Origin of the sequence: Streptomyces sp. NBC_00075, from assembly GCF_045041225.1 — a bacterium.
Lineage (GTDB): Bacteria > Actinomycetota > Actinomycetes > Streptomycetales > Streptomycetaceae > Streptomyces > Streptomyces adonidis.
Map to the genome: position 1 here is coordinate 6,585,722 of NZ_CP108243.1, position 17,410 is coordinate 6,603,131.

A 17,410-nucleotide genomic window follows, 5' to 3' on the forward strand; every position below is an offset into this window, starting at 1 on the left:
TGGGGGAGTGCGGTACGGACACGGGGTGGTTCCCCTCTTGTTCGAGGTGCACGAGTGGTACGGGGACGTGTGGGGGGTGAGGGGGGTGGCGTCTCCGTGCGGACACGGTCGCGGAATTGAAGAGATCACGTCAATTAGGGGAATCCCTACGTCCGGGTAACGGGCGGTGCGATGTGCGGATGTGCCCCGGGAATTCCCCAACTAAGGCTGTTGGGAGGCCTGTTGAGGTGTTGAGGTGACTTGGGCGGGGCATTGATGAGTGCTCGTCGCTCCGGGGTCGACCTGGGGCGACAGGGGTCGATATCCGGTTGCCGATCAATTGAGATGCCGGATGCAATGTCCGGCATGGTGACCGAGATCCGCCCGCCACGCCCCGACGAGATGACCGCGTACTACCGGGCACTGCCGTACGCGAACGGGCTGCCGAAGTGGGAGCCGGCGGACGCCGCGTGGCACGGCGGTCCCGAGCCGTGGCCCCCGCAGCGTGCCCCCGCGACCGCGGAGCAGCTCGACAAGTGGGCGGCGGCCGACGTCAGGGACGAGTCCTTCCATCCGGTCGCGACGTTCGTCGACGGCACGTGCGTCGGTGCGTCGGCCACCATCTCCTTCGAGGTGACGGTCCCCGGCGGGGGAACGGTCAGGATGGCCGGTGTCACCGCCACCGGGGTGATCGCGACCCACCGCCGACGCGGTTACCTGCGGCAGATGATGCGGGCCATGTTCGAGGGTGCCCTGGACCGGGGCGAGCCCCTGGCGATGCTCAGCGCGAGCGAGGGCAGCATCTACGGGCGGTTCGGGTTCTCACCGGCGACCCACCGCACCCGGTGGGAGCTGGCCCGTCACGAGGCAGCGCTCCTTCCGGCGGAGCCAGATCCGGGGTCGCTGGAGCTGGTCGGCGCCGCGCAGGCGAAGCAGGTCTGGCCCGTGGTGCACGCGGCCGTGCGCGGGTTCCGCGTCGGTGAGCTGACCCCTCCCCCCGGGCGCTGGGACGGGCTCTCCGACGACGCCGACGGCCCGAACGGACCGCTGCGGTATCTCGTCCACCGTGACCGGCACGGCGAGGTGGATGGCATCGCCGATTTCCGGCTGCCGTGGTCCTCGACAGCGGGCAACGCGGGAACGCTCGTCGTGGAGGCCCTGGAGGCGTCGAACCCGGTGGCCTACCGCGCCCTGTGGAGCCTGCTGATCGACTTCGACCTCACCAGGACCGTCGTGGCGCCCGCCCGTCCCCGCGACGAACCCCTGCGGTGGCTGCTCACGAACCCACGTGCGATGCGCGTGACCCGCCAGTCGGACAACCTGTGGGCCCGCCTTCTGGACGTGCCCGCCGCCCTGACACAACGCTCGTACGACACGGTCGACAGGCTGACGTTCACCGTCACCGGCGACCTGATGCGCCCGGCGAACAACGGCACCTGGTGTCTCCGGGCGGACAACACTGCCCCGGCGACGTGCGCCCCCACCGACCGGGCGGCCGACCTGACCCTCACTCTCCCCGCGCTCAGCTCGCTCTACCTCGGTGGCATGTCCGCGCACGACCTGGCATACGCGGGCCACATCACCCCGCACACCGACGGCGCGATCGGGCGGCTGGCCCGGATGTTCCGGACCGACCCCGAACCGCACAACTCCTTCGGCTTCTGACCCCGACGGCGGACGGGCCCACCCCTGCCAGGACGGGGACCGCACCCCCGCCGAGGCGGCCCCGGACTCCGCCCGCCGGGTACCCCACCCCCGCCCACTACCCTGGAAGGTCGATCCACCCCCGCGTCAGGAGAAAAATGGCCGTCAACCTCGTCAATGTCGAGAACGTCAGCAAGGTGTACGGGACCCGTGCCCTGCTCGACGGGATCTCGCTCGGGGTGTCCGAGGGGGACCGGATCGGGGTCGTGGGGCGTAACGGCGACGGGAAGACCACCCTCATCCGGATGCTCGCCAAGCTGGAGGAGGCCGACACCGGGCGTGTGACCCACTCCGGCGGACTGCGCCTCGGTGTGCTCACCCAGCACGACTCCCTCGACCCCACCGCCACCGTCCGCCACGAGGTCATCCGGGACATGGCGGACCACGAGTGGGCCGGAAACGCCAAGGTCAGGGACGTACTCACGGGATTGTTCGGCGGGCTCGACCTCCCGGGGTTCCCGCAGGGGCTCGACACCGTCATCGGGCCGCTCTCCGGTGGTGAGCGGCGTCGGATCGCGCTCGCCAAGCTGCTCATCGACGAGCCCGACCTGATCGTCCTTGACGAGCCCACCAACCATCTCGACGTCGAGGGCATCTCCTGGCTGGCCCGGCATCTGCGCGAGCGCCGGTCCGCGCTCGTCTGCGTCACCCACGACCGCTGGTTCCTCGACCAGGTCTGCACGCGGATGTGGGACGTGCAGAAGGGGGATGTGTACGAGTACGAGGGCGGGTACTCCGACTACGTCTTCGCCCGTGCCGAGCGTGAGCGCATCGCCGCCACCGAGGAAGTCAAGCGGCAGAACCTTGTGCGCAAGGAGCTGGCCTGGCTGCGGCGCGGTGCGCCCGCCCGTACGTCCAAGCCGCGCTTCCGCGTCGAGGCCGCCAACGAGCTGATCGCCGACGTACCGCCGCCCCGGGACAGCAGCGAGCTGATGAAGTTCGCCTCGTCGCGGCTCGGCAAGACCGTGTTCGATCTGAAGGACGTCACCGTTCAGGCGGGCCCCAAGGTGCTCCTCAAGCACCTCACCTGGCAGCTCGGGCCCGGTGACCGGATCGGTCTCGTCGGTGTGAACGGCGCCGGCAAGACCTCCCTCCTCCGTGCCATGGCCGAGGCCGCCACCAGCGAGGGCGAGACGCAGCCCACCGCGGGGAAGGTCGTCGTCGGGAAGACCGTCAAGCTCGCCTACCTCTCCCAGGAGGTCGGCGAACTCAACCCGAATCTGCGGGTGCTGGAAGCCGTACAGCAGATCCGCGACCGCGTCGACCTCGGCAAGGGGCGCGAGCTGACCGCCGGACAGCTGTGCGAGACCTTCGGGTTCGGGAAGGAGAAGCAGTGGACCCCGGTGGGGGACCTGAGTGGTGGTGAGCGGCGTCGGTTGCAGATCCTGCGCCTCCTCATGGACGAGCCCAACGTCCTCTTCCTCGACGAGCCCACCAACGACCTCGACATCGAGACCCTCACCCAGCTCGAAGACCTCCTCGACGGCTGGCCCGGCTCCATGGTCGTCATCTCCCACGACCGGTTCTTCGTCGAGCGGACCACCGACCGCGTCTTCGCCCTCCTCGGTGACGCCTCCCTCCGGATGCTGCCGCGCGGCATCGACGAGTACCTGGAGCGGCGCCGGCGCATGGAGGAGGTCGCGGCAGCCGCCATCCAGGCCGCTGCCCCCGCCACCAAGACCGTCGCCGAGAAGAGCGCCGCCGACACCCGTGCCGCCAAGAAGGAACTCCAGAAGATCGAGCGGCAGTTGGACAAGCTCTCCGAGCGTGAGAGCAAGCTGCACACCCAAATCGCCGACAACGCAACCGACTTCGAGAAAGTGGCCAAACTCGATGCCGAACTGCGCGAACTCTCCGGCGAACGCGACGAACTCGAACTGCGGTGGCTGGAACTCGCGGACGACGCGTAGAACTCGCGGACATGGCATGAAGGGCACGTGAACGCGCATAACGGCGGCATCACGGGGCGGTTCGCCCTTGGGAACAGAGGTGGGCAGGGGCGGGCAGGGGTGGATACAGTCCGGTGTCGGGCGGCCACGGAGTGGTAGAAAGAGCCCTCTGAGAACTCCCTGAGTGAGCCTGACCGACTGGGACTCCGGACCCTTTGCGCACCTCAGGGCGTGGCTAAAAATCAGCTGAAGGGGGAAAGCGCTGATGACCCAGCCGCCCAGCCAACCACCCCAGGGGCCGTACGCAGGCCCTCCCCAAGGCGGCTTCGGCTTCGGACCGCCACCGGAGCTGCCACAGACGGGTGCGCCCCAGACCGGTGCTCCGCAGGGAACGCCGTACGGGGCCCCGCCGCCCCCGCAGTCCCCACCGCCACCCCTGCCCACCGTCCCGCCCCAGTCCGGTTACGGCCATCCGCAGCAGCCCGGCCCCTACGCCCAGCCGGGCCCGTACGGCAGCCCGCCCGGCCAACCAGGCCAACCGGGCCCTTACGGGTACGCTTCCGCGCCCGGATACGGCTACCCCGGCCAGCAGCAGCCCCCTCAGTTCCCCGGCGTCCCCGTACCGCCCCCGCCCGGCGGCGGTTCCCGCAACCCCTTCAAGGGGCGCCCCGCACTGATGCTCGGGGCGGCGGCCGCCGCGCTGCTCGTCATCGGCGGCACGGTGTACGCCGTGACCAGCGGTGACGACGACAAGAAGCCCGCGGCAACCGGTCCCGACCTCTCCGCGCCCGCCTCCGGACCCGCCGAGTCGGGCGACGACAGCGACAACGGCGGCGGTGTCGCCGGTGCCGACCCCGGCGACCTCAACGAGGGGCGCCAGGCAGGCGAGTCGAAGGTGCTCTGGTCCAAGGACGCCCCGGACGCGCCCGCCTCCGGCGCCGACGCCAACGGCATGTGGATCACCGACAAGGTGGCCGTGAAGGCGGCGTACAAAGAGGTGTTCGCGTTCCGGGTCGCGGACGGGGAGACGGCCTGGGGGCCGATCTCCTTCCCCCAGAAGATCTGCGCCGTCACCCCGCAGAAGTCGGCCGACGACAAGATCGTGGTCGCCTATATGAACGGCGACAGCCAGCGCGCCAAATGCAACAGGCTCCAGTTGCTCGACCTGAACACGGGCGCGAAGGGCTGGAGCGGTGAGGTCGCCGACGGGGCGCTGTTCGACAGCTCGCTCAGCGTCGAGCTGACGATCACCAAGTCGACGCTGATGGTGGGGCGTTCGCAGTCCGGCACGGCGTACGACCTCGCCACCGGCGCCAAGCTCTTCGACAAGGTGAAGTACGGCGCCGCCTGCTTCCCCGCCGCCTTCGCGGGCGGCGCCCGCCTGATCGCCGTGTCGTCCTGCGGGGTCTCCACCTCCACCGAGCACGACGAGGTGCAGGAGCTGGACCCGAGGACCGGCGCCGCCAGGTGGACCCGGGCGATCCCGAAGGGCTGGGCGGTCGGCCGTACGTACTCCGTCGATCCCGTCGTCCTCTACCTCACCAACGAGGACAAGAAGTCGTGGAACATCTCCACGCTCAAGGCCGACGGCAGCTTCCGTTCCGAGGTGACCGTCGACGAGTCCTTCGCCCCCGTGTGCGGCTGGGCGATCCTCGAACGCGACCTCCAGGGCTGCCAGGGCCTTGCCTCCGACGCCCAGACCCTCTACCTCCCGACCGAGGCGACCACCGGCGCCAACGAGATCGTCGCCATAGACCTCGCCACCGGCAGGCAGAAGTGGCGTGCCAAGTCACCGGCCGACGAGTCCATGCTGCCGATCAAGGTCGAGGGCGCGCAGCTCATCGCCTATGTCGAGCCGTCGTACGACACCGGCGGCCAGGTCGTGTCGATCCCCCTCACCGGCAGCGGCCACACCCCGGTGAAGCTGCTCCAGAACCCGGCGTCCGCCGCCGACGTCGAGAACGGCTTCTACTCCAAGGCCTACGACTGGGTCGACGGCCGCTTCTATCTCTCCTCCACCAGGCTCAGCGGCAAGGACGAGCTGAAGGAGAAGCTGATGCTCGCCTACGGCAAGTAACTCGCCCCCTCCCTTCTCCCCTCCCCCTTTCTCTCCGCTCCCGAGGTACGCACGCCATGACCCAGCCCCCGCCCCCGCCTCCGCCCAACCAGCCCCCGCCGCCTCCCCCCGGCTACGGCTATCCCCAGGCCGCCCCGAACCCGTACGCCCAGCAGCCCCCGTACGGATACGGCTATCCGACTCCGCCCCAAGCCCCCACCCCCAACCCCAACCCCAAGCGGAAGCTGAACGCACAGGCGGTCATCATCGTCTCGGCCGTCGCCGCGATCGCCCTGATCATCGGCAGCGGGGTCTGGTACTCCTCCACCAAGGACGGCCAGAGCGGCGACGACAAGAACAACGCCACCGGCACCGGGGCGACCAGCGGCGCCACCCCGGACACGAAGGCCCCCGCCAACACCGCCTCCAAGGTCCTCTTCCAGATCCCCGAGCCCGCCATCGGCGCCGACGAGAACAGCGCCACCGTCGTCGGGTCCTGGCTGACCGACTCGGTGTACGCCAAGAGCGGCCACGCCGAGATCGTCGGGTACGACCCCGAGAAGGGCACCAAGCTCTGGACGGTCCCCCTGCCGGGACCGGTCTGTGCCGCGAGCCGTCACACCACCGACAGCCACCAGACCGCGATCGTGTACGAACCCGCCATGCCGACCAAGGACAAGCCCTCCCACGGCTGTAGCCAGGTCGCGGCGATCGACCTCGACGCGGGCAAGCAGCTGTGGACACGGACGGTCAGGTCCGGCGACCAGGTGATCAACCTCAACAACGTGACGGTCAGCGCGAACACCGTCGCCGTCGGCAGCACCAGCGGCGGCGCCGCCTTTGACATCACCGGCAAGGCTCTCTGGGCCCCCAAACCCACCGACACCTGCTACGACGCGGGCTACGGCGGCGGCGAGAAACTGGTCGCGGTCCGCAAGTGCGGGTCGTACGGCGCCCGCCAGCTGGACATCCAGACCATCGACCCGGTCTCCGGCAAGGTCCTCTCCGAGTACGCCATGGCCAAGGGCATCGAGGACGCCAGCATCGTCACGACGAACCCGCTGGTCGTGGCCGCGGACGTCAACCGCTCCGCCGGCGACGGCAGCGGCATCTCGGACATCTTCTCCATCGACAACAAGACCGGACAGCTGCGTACGAAGATCTCGGTGCCCGGCGACAAGTACGCCGCCGAGTGCGAGGGCATCACCAGGATCGAGTACTGCACCAAGCTCGCCGTCGGCAACGACAGGATCTACCTCCCCACCGAGAACCACGACGGCACCGGCGAGTACAGCAAGACCAACGAGATCGTCGCCTTCGACCTCGCCACCGGTAAGCAGGACGGCCGGCGGGCCGACGCGGGCGACGGCTGGACGATCTCCCCGCTGCGCATGGACGGCGGCAACGTGATCGCGTACAAGCGCCCGCCCTACGACAAGGGCGGCCAGGTCGTCAGCATCGACGCCGGCACCTTCGCGCAGACGAAGCTGATGGAGAACCCGGCGACGAAGGCGGTGCGCGAGGTCGAGTTCAGCATGCAGCCCGAGTTCGCCGAGCTGATCTACGCCGACGGCCGCCTCTACATGTCCCAGGTCTTCGCCCACAAACCCTCCAGTACGGGCGGGACGAGGTATCTGGCCATCGCGTACGGCACCGGCTGAACCCCTGCTCAGGGGCGAGGTGGTGCACGTACTACATCATCACCCTCGAATGAGAGGATTTTCGACGATCCGGGGCACTTCTCTCCAGTAGGGGAAGCGCAACGTCGAACAAGCGTGTAGCTTCCGGGGGCATGGGAAGCGGGGGGAGCCGGGGGGCTCCTGTCCGTGCGGACCAATGGGCATCCAGAAGGGACAACCATTGGGGGGACTGGGGGGTGGCTCAGTGGGAGTGCGGCTCATGGTGGTCGACGACCACCGACTGCTCGCCGAGGCGTTGGCCTCGGCGTTGAAGCTGCGCGGGCACCGGGTGCTCGCCGCGGCGGCGCCCGCCGCGGGCGCGGCGGAACTGGTGATCACGCGCGCGCCGGAGGTGTGCCTGCTGGGCACGGCCACACCGGCCGAGCCGGGCATGTTCGACCCGGTGGTGCGGATCAAGCGCGAGCGTCCGCAGGTGGCGGTCCTGGTGCTGGGCCCGGTGCCCAGCCCGCGCGGAATCGCCGCCGCCTTCGCCGCGGGCGCTTCCGGGTACGTACGTCACGACGAGCGCATAGAGGGCGTCGAGCGCGCCATCATGAAGGCCAGGGCGGGCGAGGCGGCGGTCGCTCCCGCGCTGCTCCAGGGCGCGTTCAGTGAACTGCTCAACCCCGCCGCCCAGCCCGACGACGAGGGCCAGCGCCTCCTCCAGATGCTCACGCCGAGGGAGGTCGAGGTCCTGGTCCGGGTCGCCGACGGCGAGGACACCCGGCTGATCGCGGCCGGCATGGGCATCGCGCCCAGTACGGCCCGTACGCATGTGCAGCGGGTGCTGATGAAGCTGGGCGTGGGGTCGAGGCTGGAGGCGGCGGCACTGGCGGCCCGTACGGGCCTGCTGGACCGGGCGGGACCTGTGCAGCAACACTCGCCCCCTGGCGCCGACTTCTGACGTGCGTAGGTGACGCACGTATCTCACTTCCCGACTGCGGAGCCGGAGTTCCCGTGAACTCCGGCTCCGCTGGCGTTTCACGGCTCGCTCAGGGATACCCATGCTTGTGGACTTATGATTTGATGTGTTCGGTTCTGTTTGAAGCTAGGTTTGGTACGGATGGAGAGTCCGGCGTGAAGAAGACCTCGACGAGGCTCGCCGACGGTCGTGAGCTCATCTACTACGACCTGCGCGACGACACGGTGCGTGACGCGGTGGACCGGCGCCCCCTGGAGCGCACGGTGACCACGTCCCAGGTACGCCGGGACCCGCTGCTCGGCGACGAGGTGGCGATCGCCTCGCACCGCCAGGGCCGCATCTACCACCCCCCGGCCGACGAGTGCCCCCTGTGCCCGACCGAGGGCGACCGCCTGAGCGAGATCCCGGACTCCTCGTACGACGTGGTCGTGTTCGAGAACCGCTTCCCCTCCCTGGCCGGTGACTCCGGGCGCTGCGAGGTGGTCTGCTTCACCTCCGACCACAACTCGTCCTTCGCCGACCTCACCGAGGAGCAGACCCGCCTCGTCCTGGAGGCGTGGACCGACCGGACGTCGGAGCTGTCCCACCTCCCCTCCGTCGAGCAGGTGTTCTGCTTCGAGAACCGCGGCGCCGAGATCGGCGTCACCCTCGGCCATCCGCACGGCCAGATCTACGCGTACCCCTTCACCACCCCCCGCACGGCCCTGATGCTCCGCTCGGTGGCCGCGCACAAGGAGGCGACGGGCGGCGAGAACCTCTTCGACGAGATCCTGGAGAAGGAACTCGCGGCGGGGGAGCGGATCGTGCTCGCCACCGACCACTGGGTGGCCTTCGTGCCGTACGCGGCCCACTGGCCGTACGAGGTGCACCTGTACCCGCGTCGCCGGGTGCCGGACCTGCTGGGGCTGGACGAGGAGGCCCGCACAGAGTTCCCCAAGGTCTACCTGGAACTCTTGAGGCGCTTCGACCGGATCTTCGGCGAGGGTGAACCGCCGACGCCGTACATCGCGGCCTGGCACCAGGCGCCGTTCGGCACGCTGGAGGAGTTCGAGGGTGTCAACCGGGACGACTTCGCGCTCCACCTGGAGCTTTTCACCATTCGCCGTACTTCCGGCAAGCTGAAGTTCCTCGCGGGCTCCGAGTCGGGGATGAGCGTGTTCATCAACGACATCCAGCCGGAGTCCGCGGCCCAGCGACTGCGAGAGGTAGCGAGTTGATGAGCGGTAAGTACCTGGTCACCGGCGGTGCGGGCTATGTCGGCGGGGTGGTCGCCCAGCATCTGCTGGAGGCCGGCCACGAGGTCGTCGTCCTCGACAACCTCTCGACGGGCTTCCGGGAGGGCGTCCCGGCAGGTGCCACGTTCGTGGAGGGCGACATCAAGGACGCGGCCAAGTGGCTCGACTCGTCCTTCGACGGTGTCCTGCACTTCGCGGCCTCCTCCCAGGTCGGCGAGTCCGTCGTGAAGCCCGAGAAGTACTGGGACAACAACGTCGGCGGCTCGATGGCGCTGCTCACGGCGATGCGCGAGGCGGGCGTCCGCAAGCTGGTCTTCTCGTCCACGGCGGCGACGTACGGCGAGCCGGAGGAGACCCCGATCGTCGAGACGGCCCGGACCTCGCCGACGAACCCCTACGGCGCCACGAAGCTGGCCGTCGACCACATGATCACCAGCGAGACGACGGCCCACGGCCTGGCCGCGGTCTCCCTCCGCTACTTCAACGTGGCCGGCGCCTACGCCACCCAGGGCGAGCGCCACGACCCCGAGTCCCACCTGATCCCCCTGGTCCTCCAGGTGGCCCAGGGCAAGCGGGACGCGATCTCGGTCTTCGGTGAGGACTACCCGACCCCCGACGGCACGTGCGTACGGGACTACATCCACGTCGCCGACCTGGCGGACGCCCACCTCCTGGCCCTTACGGCGGCCCAGCCGGGCGAACACCTGATCTGCAACCTCGGCAACGGCGAGGGCTTCTCCGTCCGCGAGGTCGTCGAGACGGTCCGCCGGGTCACCGGCCACCCGATCCCGGAGGTCGTGGCCCCGCGCAGGGGCGGCGACCCGGCGGTCCTGGTCGCCTCCGCCGAGCGGGCCAAGACCCGCCTCGGCTGGAACCCGACCCGGTCGGACCTCGCGGGAATCGTCGCGGACGCCTGGGAGTTCGCGCAGCGCAACGCCAAGTAGCAAGCAAACAGCAGCACTTAGCACGTACGAAGAAGGGCCAGAGGTAGAGGGCATGACGGGCATGACGACTGTGGATGTCGCCGAGGCGTTCGAGGGTCTGTACGGGGCTGCGCCGGAGGGAGTGTGGGCGGCGCCGGGCCGGGTCAACCTGATCGGCGAGCACACCGACTACAACGACGGCTTCGTCATGCCCTTCGCCCTCCCGCACACGGCGCTGGCAGCGGTCTCCCGCCGCACGGACGGCGTGCTGCGCCTGCACTCGTCGGACATCGAGGGCGGTGTCGTCGAGCTGCGGGTGGGGGACCTGACGCCGGAGTCGGACAGAAACTGGACGGCGTACCCGTCGGGCGTGGTCTGGGCCCTGAAGGACGCGGGACACACAGCCGTGTCGGGCGGCGCGGACATCCACCTCACCTCGACGGTCCCGACCGGCGCGGGCCTGTCCTCGTCGGCGGCGCTGGAGGTCGTGGTCGCCCTGGCCCTGAACGACCTGTACGAACTGGGCCTACAGGGCTGGCAGTTGGCCCGCCTGTGCCAGCGCGCGGAGAACGTGTACGTGGGCGCGCCGACCGGCATCATGGACCAGACGGCGTCGGCGTGCTGCACTGCCGGGCACGCCCTGTTCCTCGACACCCGGGACCTCTCCCAGGACCAGATCCCCTTCGACCTCGCGGCCGAGGGCATGACCCTGCTCGTGGTCGACACCCAGGTCAAGCACTCCCACAGCGAAGGCGAGTACGGCAAGCGTCGCGCGGGCTGCGAACGGGGCGCGGAGCTGCTGGGCGTGGACGCGCTGCGGGACGTGCCGTACGAGGACCTGGACGCGGCGCTGGCCCGCCTGGGCGACGAGGAAGAGGTACGTCGCCTGGTCCGCCACGTGGTGACGGAGGACCACAGGGTCGAGCGGGTGGTGGCCCTGCTGAAGTCGGGCGGCGACACCCGCGCCATCGGCCCGATCCTCACGGAGGGCCACGCCTCCCTCCGCGACGACTTCCAGGTCTCCTGCCCGGAACTGGACCTGGTGGTCGAGTCCGCGGTGGAGTCCGGCGCCCTCGGCGCCCGGATGACGGGCGGCGGCTTCGGCGGCTCGGCCATCGTCCTGGTGGAGGCGGAGGACGCGGACCGCGTCGGCAAGGCGGTCGAGGAGGCGTTCGGCGCGGCCGGGTACACGGCACCCCGGGTGTTCGCGGCGGTGCCCTCGGCGGGGGCGCGCCGGGTCCGGTGACGCCGTAGCCGCCCTTCGAGGAGGCGGTCCGCCAACCGGCTGACGTCCGCGGCGGGTCACGGGTCGCTCTTCGGGGCGGCTGGGACGATTCGCCCATGGCACCCGGAACAGGCACAACCGAGAGTGCGGCGACAGCGCGACTCGTCCTGGTGACACTCGCCGCCGGTCAGTTCCTGATGGCGCTCGACAGCTCTGTCATGAACGTCTCGATCGCGACGGTGGCCGAGGACGTGGGTACGACGGTGACGGGTGTCCAGGGCGCCATCACGGCCTACACCCTCGTGATGGCGATGTTCATGATCCCCGGTGGCAAGGTGGGGGCGCTGATCGGACGCAAACGCGCGTTCCTGGTCGGCTGCGTCATCTACGGCTGCGGCTCTCTCACCACGTCCCTCGCACCGAACCTGCCCGTGCTGCTGATCGGCTGGTCGTTCCTGGAGGGGATCGGGGCGGCACTCATCATGCCCGCGATCGTGGCGCTCGTGGCAAGCAACTTCGCCGTCGACCGCCGTCCCGCCGCCTACGGACTCGTCGCGGCGGCGGGGGCCGTGGCCATCGCGCTCGGGCCGCTCATCGGCGGTGTCGCGACGACGTACTTCTCCTGGCGCTGGGTCTTCGCCGGCGAGGTCGTCGTGGTGCTCGGCATCCTGGTCCTGGGCCGCCGTATCGCGGACGTGCCGGTCGGCGAACGCCCGCACATCGATCTCGTCGGCGCGCTGCTGTCGGCTCTGGGGCTCGGAGCCTTCGTCTATGGCGTACTCCGCTCCAGCGAATGGGGCTGGTTCCGGCCGAAGCCCGACGGACCCTCGTGGTTCGGGGTCTCACCGACCGTGTGGCTGATGTTCGCCGGTCTGCTGCTGGTCTGGCTCTTCCTCCGCTGGGAGGCCCGCCTGGAGGAACGGCACGGCGAGCCGCTCGTCGACCCGGCCATGCTGCACAACAAGCAGCTCACCGGCGGGCTGACGATGTTCTTCTTCCAGTACCTCGTGCAGATGGGCGTCTTCTTCGTCGTACCGCTCTATCTGTCGGTGGCCCTGGGCCTGTCCGCGCTCTCGACCGGTGCCCGCATCCTGCCGCTCTCGCTGACCCTGCTGGCAGCCGCCGTCCTGATCCCCCGCCTCTTCCCGGACGTCTCGCCGCGGCGGGTCGTGCGGCTCGGGGTCCTCGCGCTGTTCGCGGGCGCGGTGGTCCTGATGGCCGCGCTCGACGCGGACTCCGGCGCGTCGGTCGTCACCGTCCCCCTCCTGCTGATCGGGCTCGGGATGGGAGCGCTGGCGTCCCAGCTCGGTTCCGTCACCGTGTCCGCGGTGCCGAAGGCGCAGACCGCGGAGGTCGGCGGCGTGCAGAACGCCGTGACCAACCTAGGCGCGTCGATGGGTACGGCACTCGCCGGGTCGATCCTGATCGCCACCCTCACGTCCTCGTTCCTGACCGCCGTGGACCAGAATCCCGATGTCCCGTCCGGCGTCAAGAGCCAGGCCGCCGTCGAACTCCAGGACGGCGCGCCCTTCCTGTCGGACGCCCAGCTCAAGACCGCCCTGGCCAAGGAGGGCGCGAGCAGCGAGGTGACCCAGGCGGCACTCGACGCGAACGCCGACGCCAGGATCGAGGGTCTGCGCGCCGCACTGGCGATCCTCGCCCTCGCCGCCCTCCTCGCGATGTTCTTCACCCACAGGATCCCGAAGACACAGCCCCGCTAGTGTTCCGACGGGCTGGGTGCGGTGCACAGGGCCCAGATCACCACAGCGTTGAGCGCGATGAGGACGATGGCCCAGAACGGCGCGTAGGGGATCCAGAGGAAGTTCGCGAGCATGGCCAGGCCGGCCAGTGCCACGCCGACAACCCTGGCCCAGGTGGCGCCCTGGAAGAGAGCGACACCGGCGAGAGTGATGACCACACCCAGGACCAGATGGATCCAGCCCCATGCGGTGAGATCGAACTCGTACACGTAGTTGCGGGTGGCGACGAACACGTCGTCGTCGGCGATGGCGGCGATGCCCGAGAAGAGCGCCATCAGTCCGCCGAAGATCATCAGGACGCCGGCGAATACCACCCAGCCGCTGCCGATCCCCGTGTGCGCGGAACTTCGTGCTGCCGTACCCGAGTGGGCTCCGGTCACATGACTGACCATGGCTGGTTCCTTTCCTGAAGACGGGCGCAGGCGATCATGCCGAGGGCCCGGACGATCAGAAGGGCACCCGGCGACGGCATGGTCACCTCTGGGACGAGAAGGCGGATCTGCTGGTCCGCGCTGGTTCCGACCATGGGATGTCCCTCGGTCACGGTGCCCCTGCGTCCAGCCTCCTCCTCCAGCCCGTGGCTCGCCACAGGTGACCTTGCCGGCCGAGATGCCCGCGGGTGCCGAGTGTGGAACGGTGGGAGAGGGCCGGGGCACGTCTCCACCGGGCGGCTCCGCCCTGGAGGTGGCGACATGGCTGACCAGATCGACGGAAACCACGACGGAAACCTTCCCGAAGAACGGGCAGCGCGAGGACGGGCCGCCCGGGCGGACGCGCCACGCTCCGCCCACGCCGAGTACCGGCCCGCGGCGAAACGGCCGGACCCGGTGGACACCATCGAGGCACAGTCGGCCGCCCGGGTCCCGGAACTCGTGCCCATCCGCTACGGGCGGATGCTGGAGTCCCCCTTCCGCTTCTACCGGGGCGCCGCCGCCATCATGGCCGGTGACCTGGCCGACACCCCCCGCTCGGGCATCACCGCCCAGCTGTGCGGGGACGCGCATCTGCTGAACTTCCGGCTGCTCGCCTCACCTGAGCGGCACCTCGTCTTCGACATCAACGACTTCGACGAGACCCTGCCCGGCCCCTGGGAGTGGGACGTCAAGAGGCTGGCCGCGAGCCTCGCCATCGCCGGACGCGAGAACGGCTTCACGGACGCCGAACGGGCCTCCGTCGTACGCGCCGCCGTACGGTCCTACCGCGAGCGGATGCGCGACTTCGCCGGCCAGGGCAACCTCGCCGTCTGGTACACCCAGGTCGACATGGACGCGATGCAGGAGCTGGCGGACCAGAAGCTGGGCTCGCGGGCCCGCAAGCGCACCCGGCGGGCCATGAGCAAGGCCCGCAGCCGGGACAGCCTCCAGGCCTTCGAGAAGCTCACGGAGGTGGTCGACGGCCGGCGCAGGATCGCCCCCGACCCGCCCCTGATCGTGCCGGCCCAGGACCTGCTGGCGGGCGGCGAGCGGGACGCCCTGGAGGAACAGCTGCGCGAGCTGATCAAGCGGTACGCCCACAGTGTGCAGTCCGACCGCCGCCATCTGCTGCGGCAGTACCGGTTCGTCGACATGGCCCGCAAGGTCGTCGGGGTCGGCAGCGTCGGCACCCGTTGCTGGATCATCCTGCTGCTGGGCCGGGACGACGAGGACCCGCTGCTCCTCCAGGCCAAGGAGGCCGACCGGTCGGTGCTGGCCCCGTTCGCCGGGGCGAGCGTCCACGACAACCAGGGTCATCGGGTCGTCGCCGGGCAGCGCCTCATGCAGGCCACCAGCGACATCTTCCTGGGCTGGGAACGCGTCATCGGCATCGACGGACGCCGACGCGACTTCTACGTCCGCCAGTTGCGGGACTGGAAGGGCATCGCCGAACCCCAGTTCATGGTCCCCAGAACCATGCGTGCCTTCGGTGAGATCTGCGGCGCCACCCTGGCTCGCGCGCACGCCCGCTCCGGCGACCGCATCGCCATCGCCGCCTACCTCGGCGGCGGCGACGCCTTCGACCGCGCACTCACGGTCTTCGCCGAGAGCTACGCCGACCAGAACGAACGCGACCACCAGGCCCTCGTCGACGCCGTACACACCGGCCGGGTCCGCGCGCAGAGCGCGTAGGGAGACAGGAGAACGACCATGAGCAACAGCGTGTTTCTGGCATACGACTACCCGCTTCTGGGCGCGTTCTGGACGATGATGTGGATCTTCCTGTGGATCCTGTGGATCGTCCTGCTGTTCCGCGTCATCGGCGATGTCTTCACCGACGACTCGCTGAGCGGGTGGGGGAAGACGGGGTGGACCTTCTTCGTGATCATCCTGCCGTTCCTCGGGATCTTCGTGTACCTGATCGCCCGCGGCCGTGACATGGGCAAGCGGGGACAGCAGGCCGCCAGAGCACGGCAGGAGTCGATGGATGCCTACATCCGTGAAACCGCCGCAAGCACGGGCTCGGGCGGCCACGCGGACGAGCTGGCCAAGCTCTCCGAGCTGAAGAGCAAGGGCGATCTCACCGAGACGGAGTTCCAGCACGCCAAGGAGAAGGTCCTGTCCTCCTGACTCCTACTGGTACCCCCACGTCCGGCACATCTCCCGCAGCACCTCGGGTATCTCCTCCGGCGCCGGAGCCGGCCGGTCCGGCTGGACCTTCCCCGAGCGGATCTTGTCGTTCCAGTCGCCGAAGCCGCCGCCCAGGACCGCGCCCTCCAGGCTGCTGCCGTACTCCAGCATGCCGGGCTGCCACTCCAGGTCCAGGAAGTCGCAGAGGGCGCGGAGTTCGGTGGCGGGGTCGGCGGTGAGGTCCTCGTACGTGAGGATGTGGCCGCCCAGTTTCGCGTGGGCCTCCTCCATCGCCACCATGTACTGGAGGACCCGGGACGCCGCCTCCTCGCGGGTGCGGTCGGGCACCGCCTCGTGCCAGGAGCGGGCGACCGAGGCCGGGTGGCGGCGCAGGAAGACGAAGCGGGCGTCGGGCCAGGTCTCGGCGATGCGCTGCCACTGGAAGGTGTTGCCCGGGGTCTTCTCCACGATGAACGGCTTGCCCGACTTGACCAGTTCCCGGTGCAGGGCACGGTCCCAGAGCAGGCCCTCCAGGTCCTCGTAGCCGAGACCGAGCGCCTCGAAGGAGCGTTCCGTGGGGCTGCCGGACTTGAAGTACACCTCCAGGCCGGTCAGATGCAGCTCGTGCGAGGCGTGCAGCTCGGAGTGGGCGCCCAGCATCATGCGGAGCAGTGTCGAGCCCGAGCGCACGGGCGCCAGGACGAAGACCGGACGGTCAAGGAGCCGGTCGACCGCCGGGTCCACCGGATGCCGGGGCGCGGCCGGCGGCCGGGGCGGACGCGGCTGGCGGGGCTTCGGCACGGCGTCGAGGGTGCCGGCCTTCGCACCCGCGACGGCTTTGGGCGCGGGGACGCGGCGCACCTGGTAGCCGGTCGTCTCGGCGAGCTTGGAGTTCAGCTTCCGCAGGATGCTCATGGGGCGGCACGCTAGAACTCTTACCTGAGACTTACCTTGGTCTTGCCTGAGACGGGAGTAAAGTCCCGAGGTGAACGCCCACGTCTCTCAGGCCCCTGACCGCAGCCGTTTCGTCAGCGTGTACTCCGTCACCCCCGGCGGATAGTCCGGGATCACGCACACCACCTCGTACCCCTGCTTCCGGTAGAAGTCCGGCGCCTGGAAGTCCCAGGTCTCCAGGCGTACGTCGGTGCACGCGCGCTCCCCGCGCGCCTTGTGCTCCGCCTCGGCGAGGAGACGGGAACCGAGGCCGCTGCCCCGGTGCGGGGCGTCGACCCAGAGATACGTCACATGCAGCCAGGTCGTCCAGGTGTGGCCGACCAGGCCCCCCGCCAGCTCACCCTTCGCATCCAACGCCCATACGTGCAGCGGGAGTTCGCGTTCGGCCGGGGTTCCGCGCAGGGCGCGCAGCACCGGCGATGCCGCCGTGTTCGTGTCACGCAACCTTGATCGGAGAAGAGAGAGCCATTCCTTGTCGACTTCTGTCTCAATACGAAACATGCGGCACACCATAAACGTGCTGGCCAATCAGTTCTGCGAA

Annotated in this window: 14 protein-coding genes; 11 read left to right on the forward strand and 3 right to left on the reverse strand. The window is 69.6% G+C overall.

Annotated features, from left to right (window positions below; translation table 11 throughout):
- The first annotated feature begins 345 nt into the window (after window positions 1–345).
- From OG787_RS28840 to OG787_RS28880, 9 genes are all read left to right on the forward strand, one after another.
- Window positions 346–1,644 carry a GNAT family N-acetyltransferase gene (locus OG787_RS28840; protein ID WP_405536993.1) on the forward strand — a complete coding sequence of 433 codons (1,299 nt, stop codon included), beginning with the start codon at window positions 346–348 and terminating at the stop codon, window positions 1,642–1,644.
- 137 nt (window positions 1,645–1,781) lie between these two features.
- Entirely contained in the window at window positions 1,782–3,593 is a 1,812-nt protein-coding gene (locus OG787_RS28845; RefSeq protein ID WP_405536995.1) for an ABC-F family ATP-binding cassette domain-containing protein, read from the forward strand.
- Between the two features lie 244 nt (window positions 3,594–3,837).
- Window positions 3,838–5,649: a PQQ-binding-like beta-propeller repeat protein gene (locus tag OG787_RS28850; RefSeq protein ID WP_405536997.1), complete on the forward strand. Its 1,812-nt coding sequence runs from the start codon at window positions 3,838–3,840 to the stop codon at window positions 5,647–5,649.
- A 56-nt stretch (window positions 5,650–5,705) separates the two neighbouring features.
- Window positions 5,706–7,289, forward strand: a complete 1,584-nt coding sequence (locus OG787_RS28855; protein ID WP_405536999.1) for a PQQ-binding-like beta-propeller repeat protein — start codon at window positions 5,706–5,708, stop codon at window positions 7,287–7,289.
- A 238-nt stretch (window positions 7,290–7,527) separates the two neighbouring features.
- Window positions 7,528–8,211: a LuxR C-terminal-related transcriptional regulator gene (locus OG787_RS28860; RefSeq protein ID WP_369035447.1), complete on the forward strand. Its 684-nt coding sequence runs from the start codon at window positions 7,528–7,530 to the stop codon at window positions 8,209–8,211.
- 173 nt (window positions 8,212–8,384) lie between these two features.
- On the forward strand, window positions 8,385–9,446 hold the full coding sequence (gene galT, locus OG787_RS28865; RefSeq protein WP_369035448.1) for a galactose-1-phosphate uridylyltransferase: 1,062 nt from the start codon (window positions 8,385–8,387) through the stop codon (window positions 9,444–9,446).
- The gene (galE, locus tag OG787_RS28870) at window positions 9,446–10,408 is read left to right on the forward strand and encodes a UDP-glucose 4-epimerase GalE (RefSeq protein WP_405537000.1); all 963 of its coding nucleotides are present in this window, start codon (window positions 9,446–9,448) and stop codon (window positions 10,406–10,408) included. Before galT ends, galE begins: the two co-directional genes overlap by 1 nt.
- 61 nt (window positions 10,409–10,469) lie before the next feature.
- Window positions 10,470–11,633, forward strand: coding sequence for a galactokinase (gene galK / locus OG787_RS28875; RefSeq protein WP_405540614.1), 1,164 nt, complete (start codon window positions 10,470–10,472; stop codon window positions 11,631–11,633).
- Window positions 11,634–11,728: 95 nt separating this feature from the next.
- Entirely contained in the window at window positions 11,729–13,333 is a 1,605-nt protein-coding gene (locus OG787_RS28880) for an MFS transporter (protein ID WP_369035450.1), read from the forward strand.
- Here OG787_RS28880 and OG787_RS28885 read toward each other — a convergent pair.
- The gene (locus tag OG787_RS28885) at window positions 13,330–13,764 is read right to left on the reverse strand and encodes a hypothetical protein (protein WP_405537001.1); all 435 of its coding nucleotides are present in this window, start codon (window positions 13,762–13,764) and stop codon (window positions 13,330–13,332) included. The genes OG787_RS28880 and OG787_RS28885 overlap by 4 nt on opposite strands.
- A 300-nt stretch (window positions 13,765–14,064) precedes the next feature.
- On the opposite strand from OG787_RS28885, the gene OG787_RS28890 reads away from it, so the two are divergent.
- Together OG787_RS28890 and OG787_RS28895 are read left to right on the forward strand one after the other, a co-directional pair.
- A complete protein-coding gene (locus OG787_RS28890) occupies window positions 14,065–15,477 on the forward strand; it encodes a DUF2252 domain-containing protein (protein ID WP_405537002.1) in 1,413 nt (470 codons plus the stop codon).
- 18 nt (window positions 15,478–15,495) lie between these two features.
- Window positions 15,496–15,915, forward strand: coding sequence for an SHOCT domain-containing protein (locus tag OG787_RS28895; protein ID WP_369035452.1), 420 nt, complete (start codon window positions 15,496–15,498; stop codon window positions 15,913–15,915).
- Between the two features lie 3 nt (window positions 15,916–15,918).
- Here OG787_RS28895 and OG787_RS28900 read toward each other — a convergent pair whose 3' ends face one another.
- Both OG787_RS28900 and OG787_RS28905 read right to left on the reverse strand, forming a co-directional pair.
- Window positions 15,919–16,830 (reverse strand): sulfotransferase family protein, encoded by a 912-nt coding sequence (locus OG787_RS28900; protein WP_405537004.1) that lies wholly within the window; start codon window positions 16,828–16,830, stop codon window positions 15,919–15,921.
- 87 nt (window positions 16,831–16,917) lie between these two features.
- Window positions 16,918–17,370 carry a GNAT family N-acetyltransferase gene (locus OG787_RS28905; protein WP_405537006.1) on the reverse strand — a complete coding sequence of 151 codons (453 nt, stop codon included), beginning with the start codon at window positions 17,368–17,370 and terminating at the stop codon, window positions 16,918–16,920.
- Window positions 17,371–17,410 lie beyond the last annotated feature (40 nt).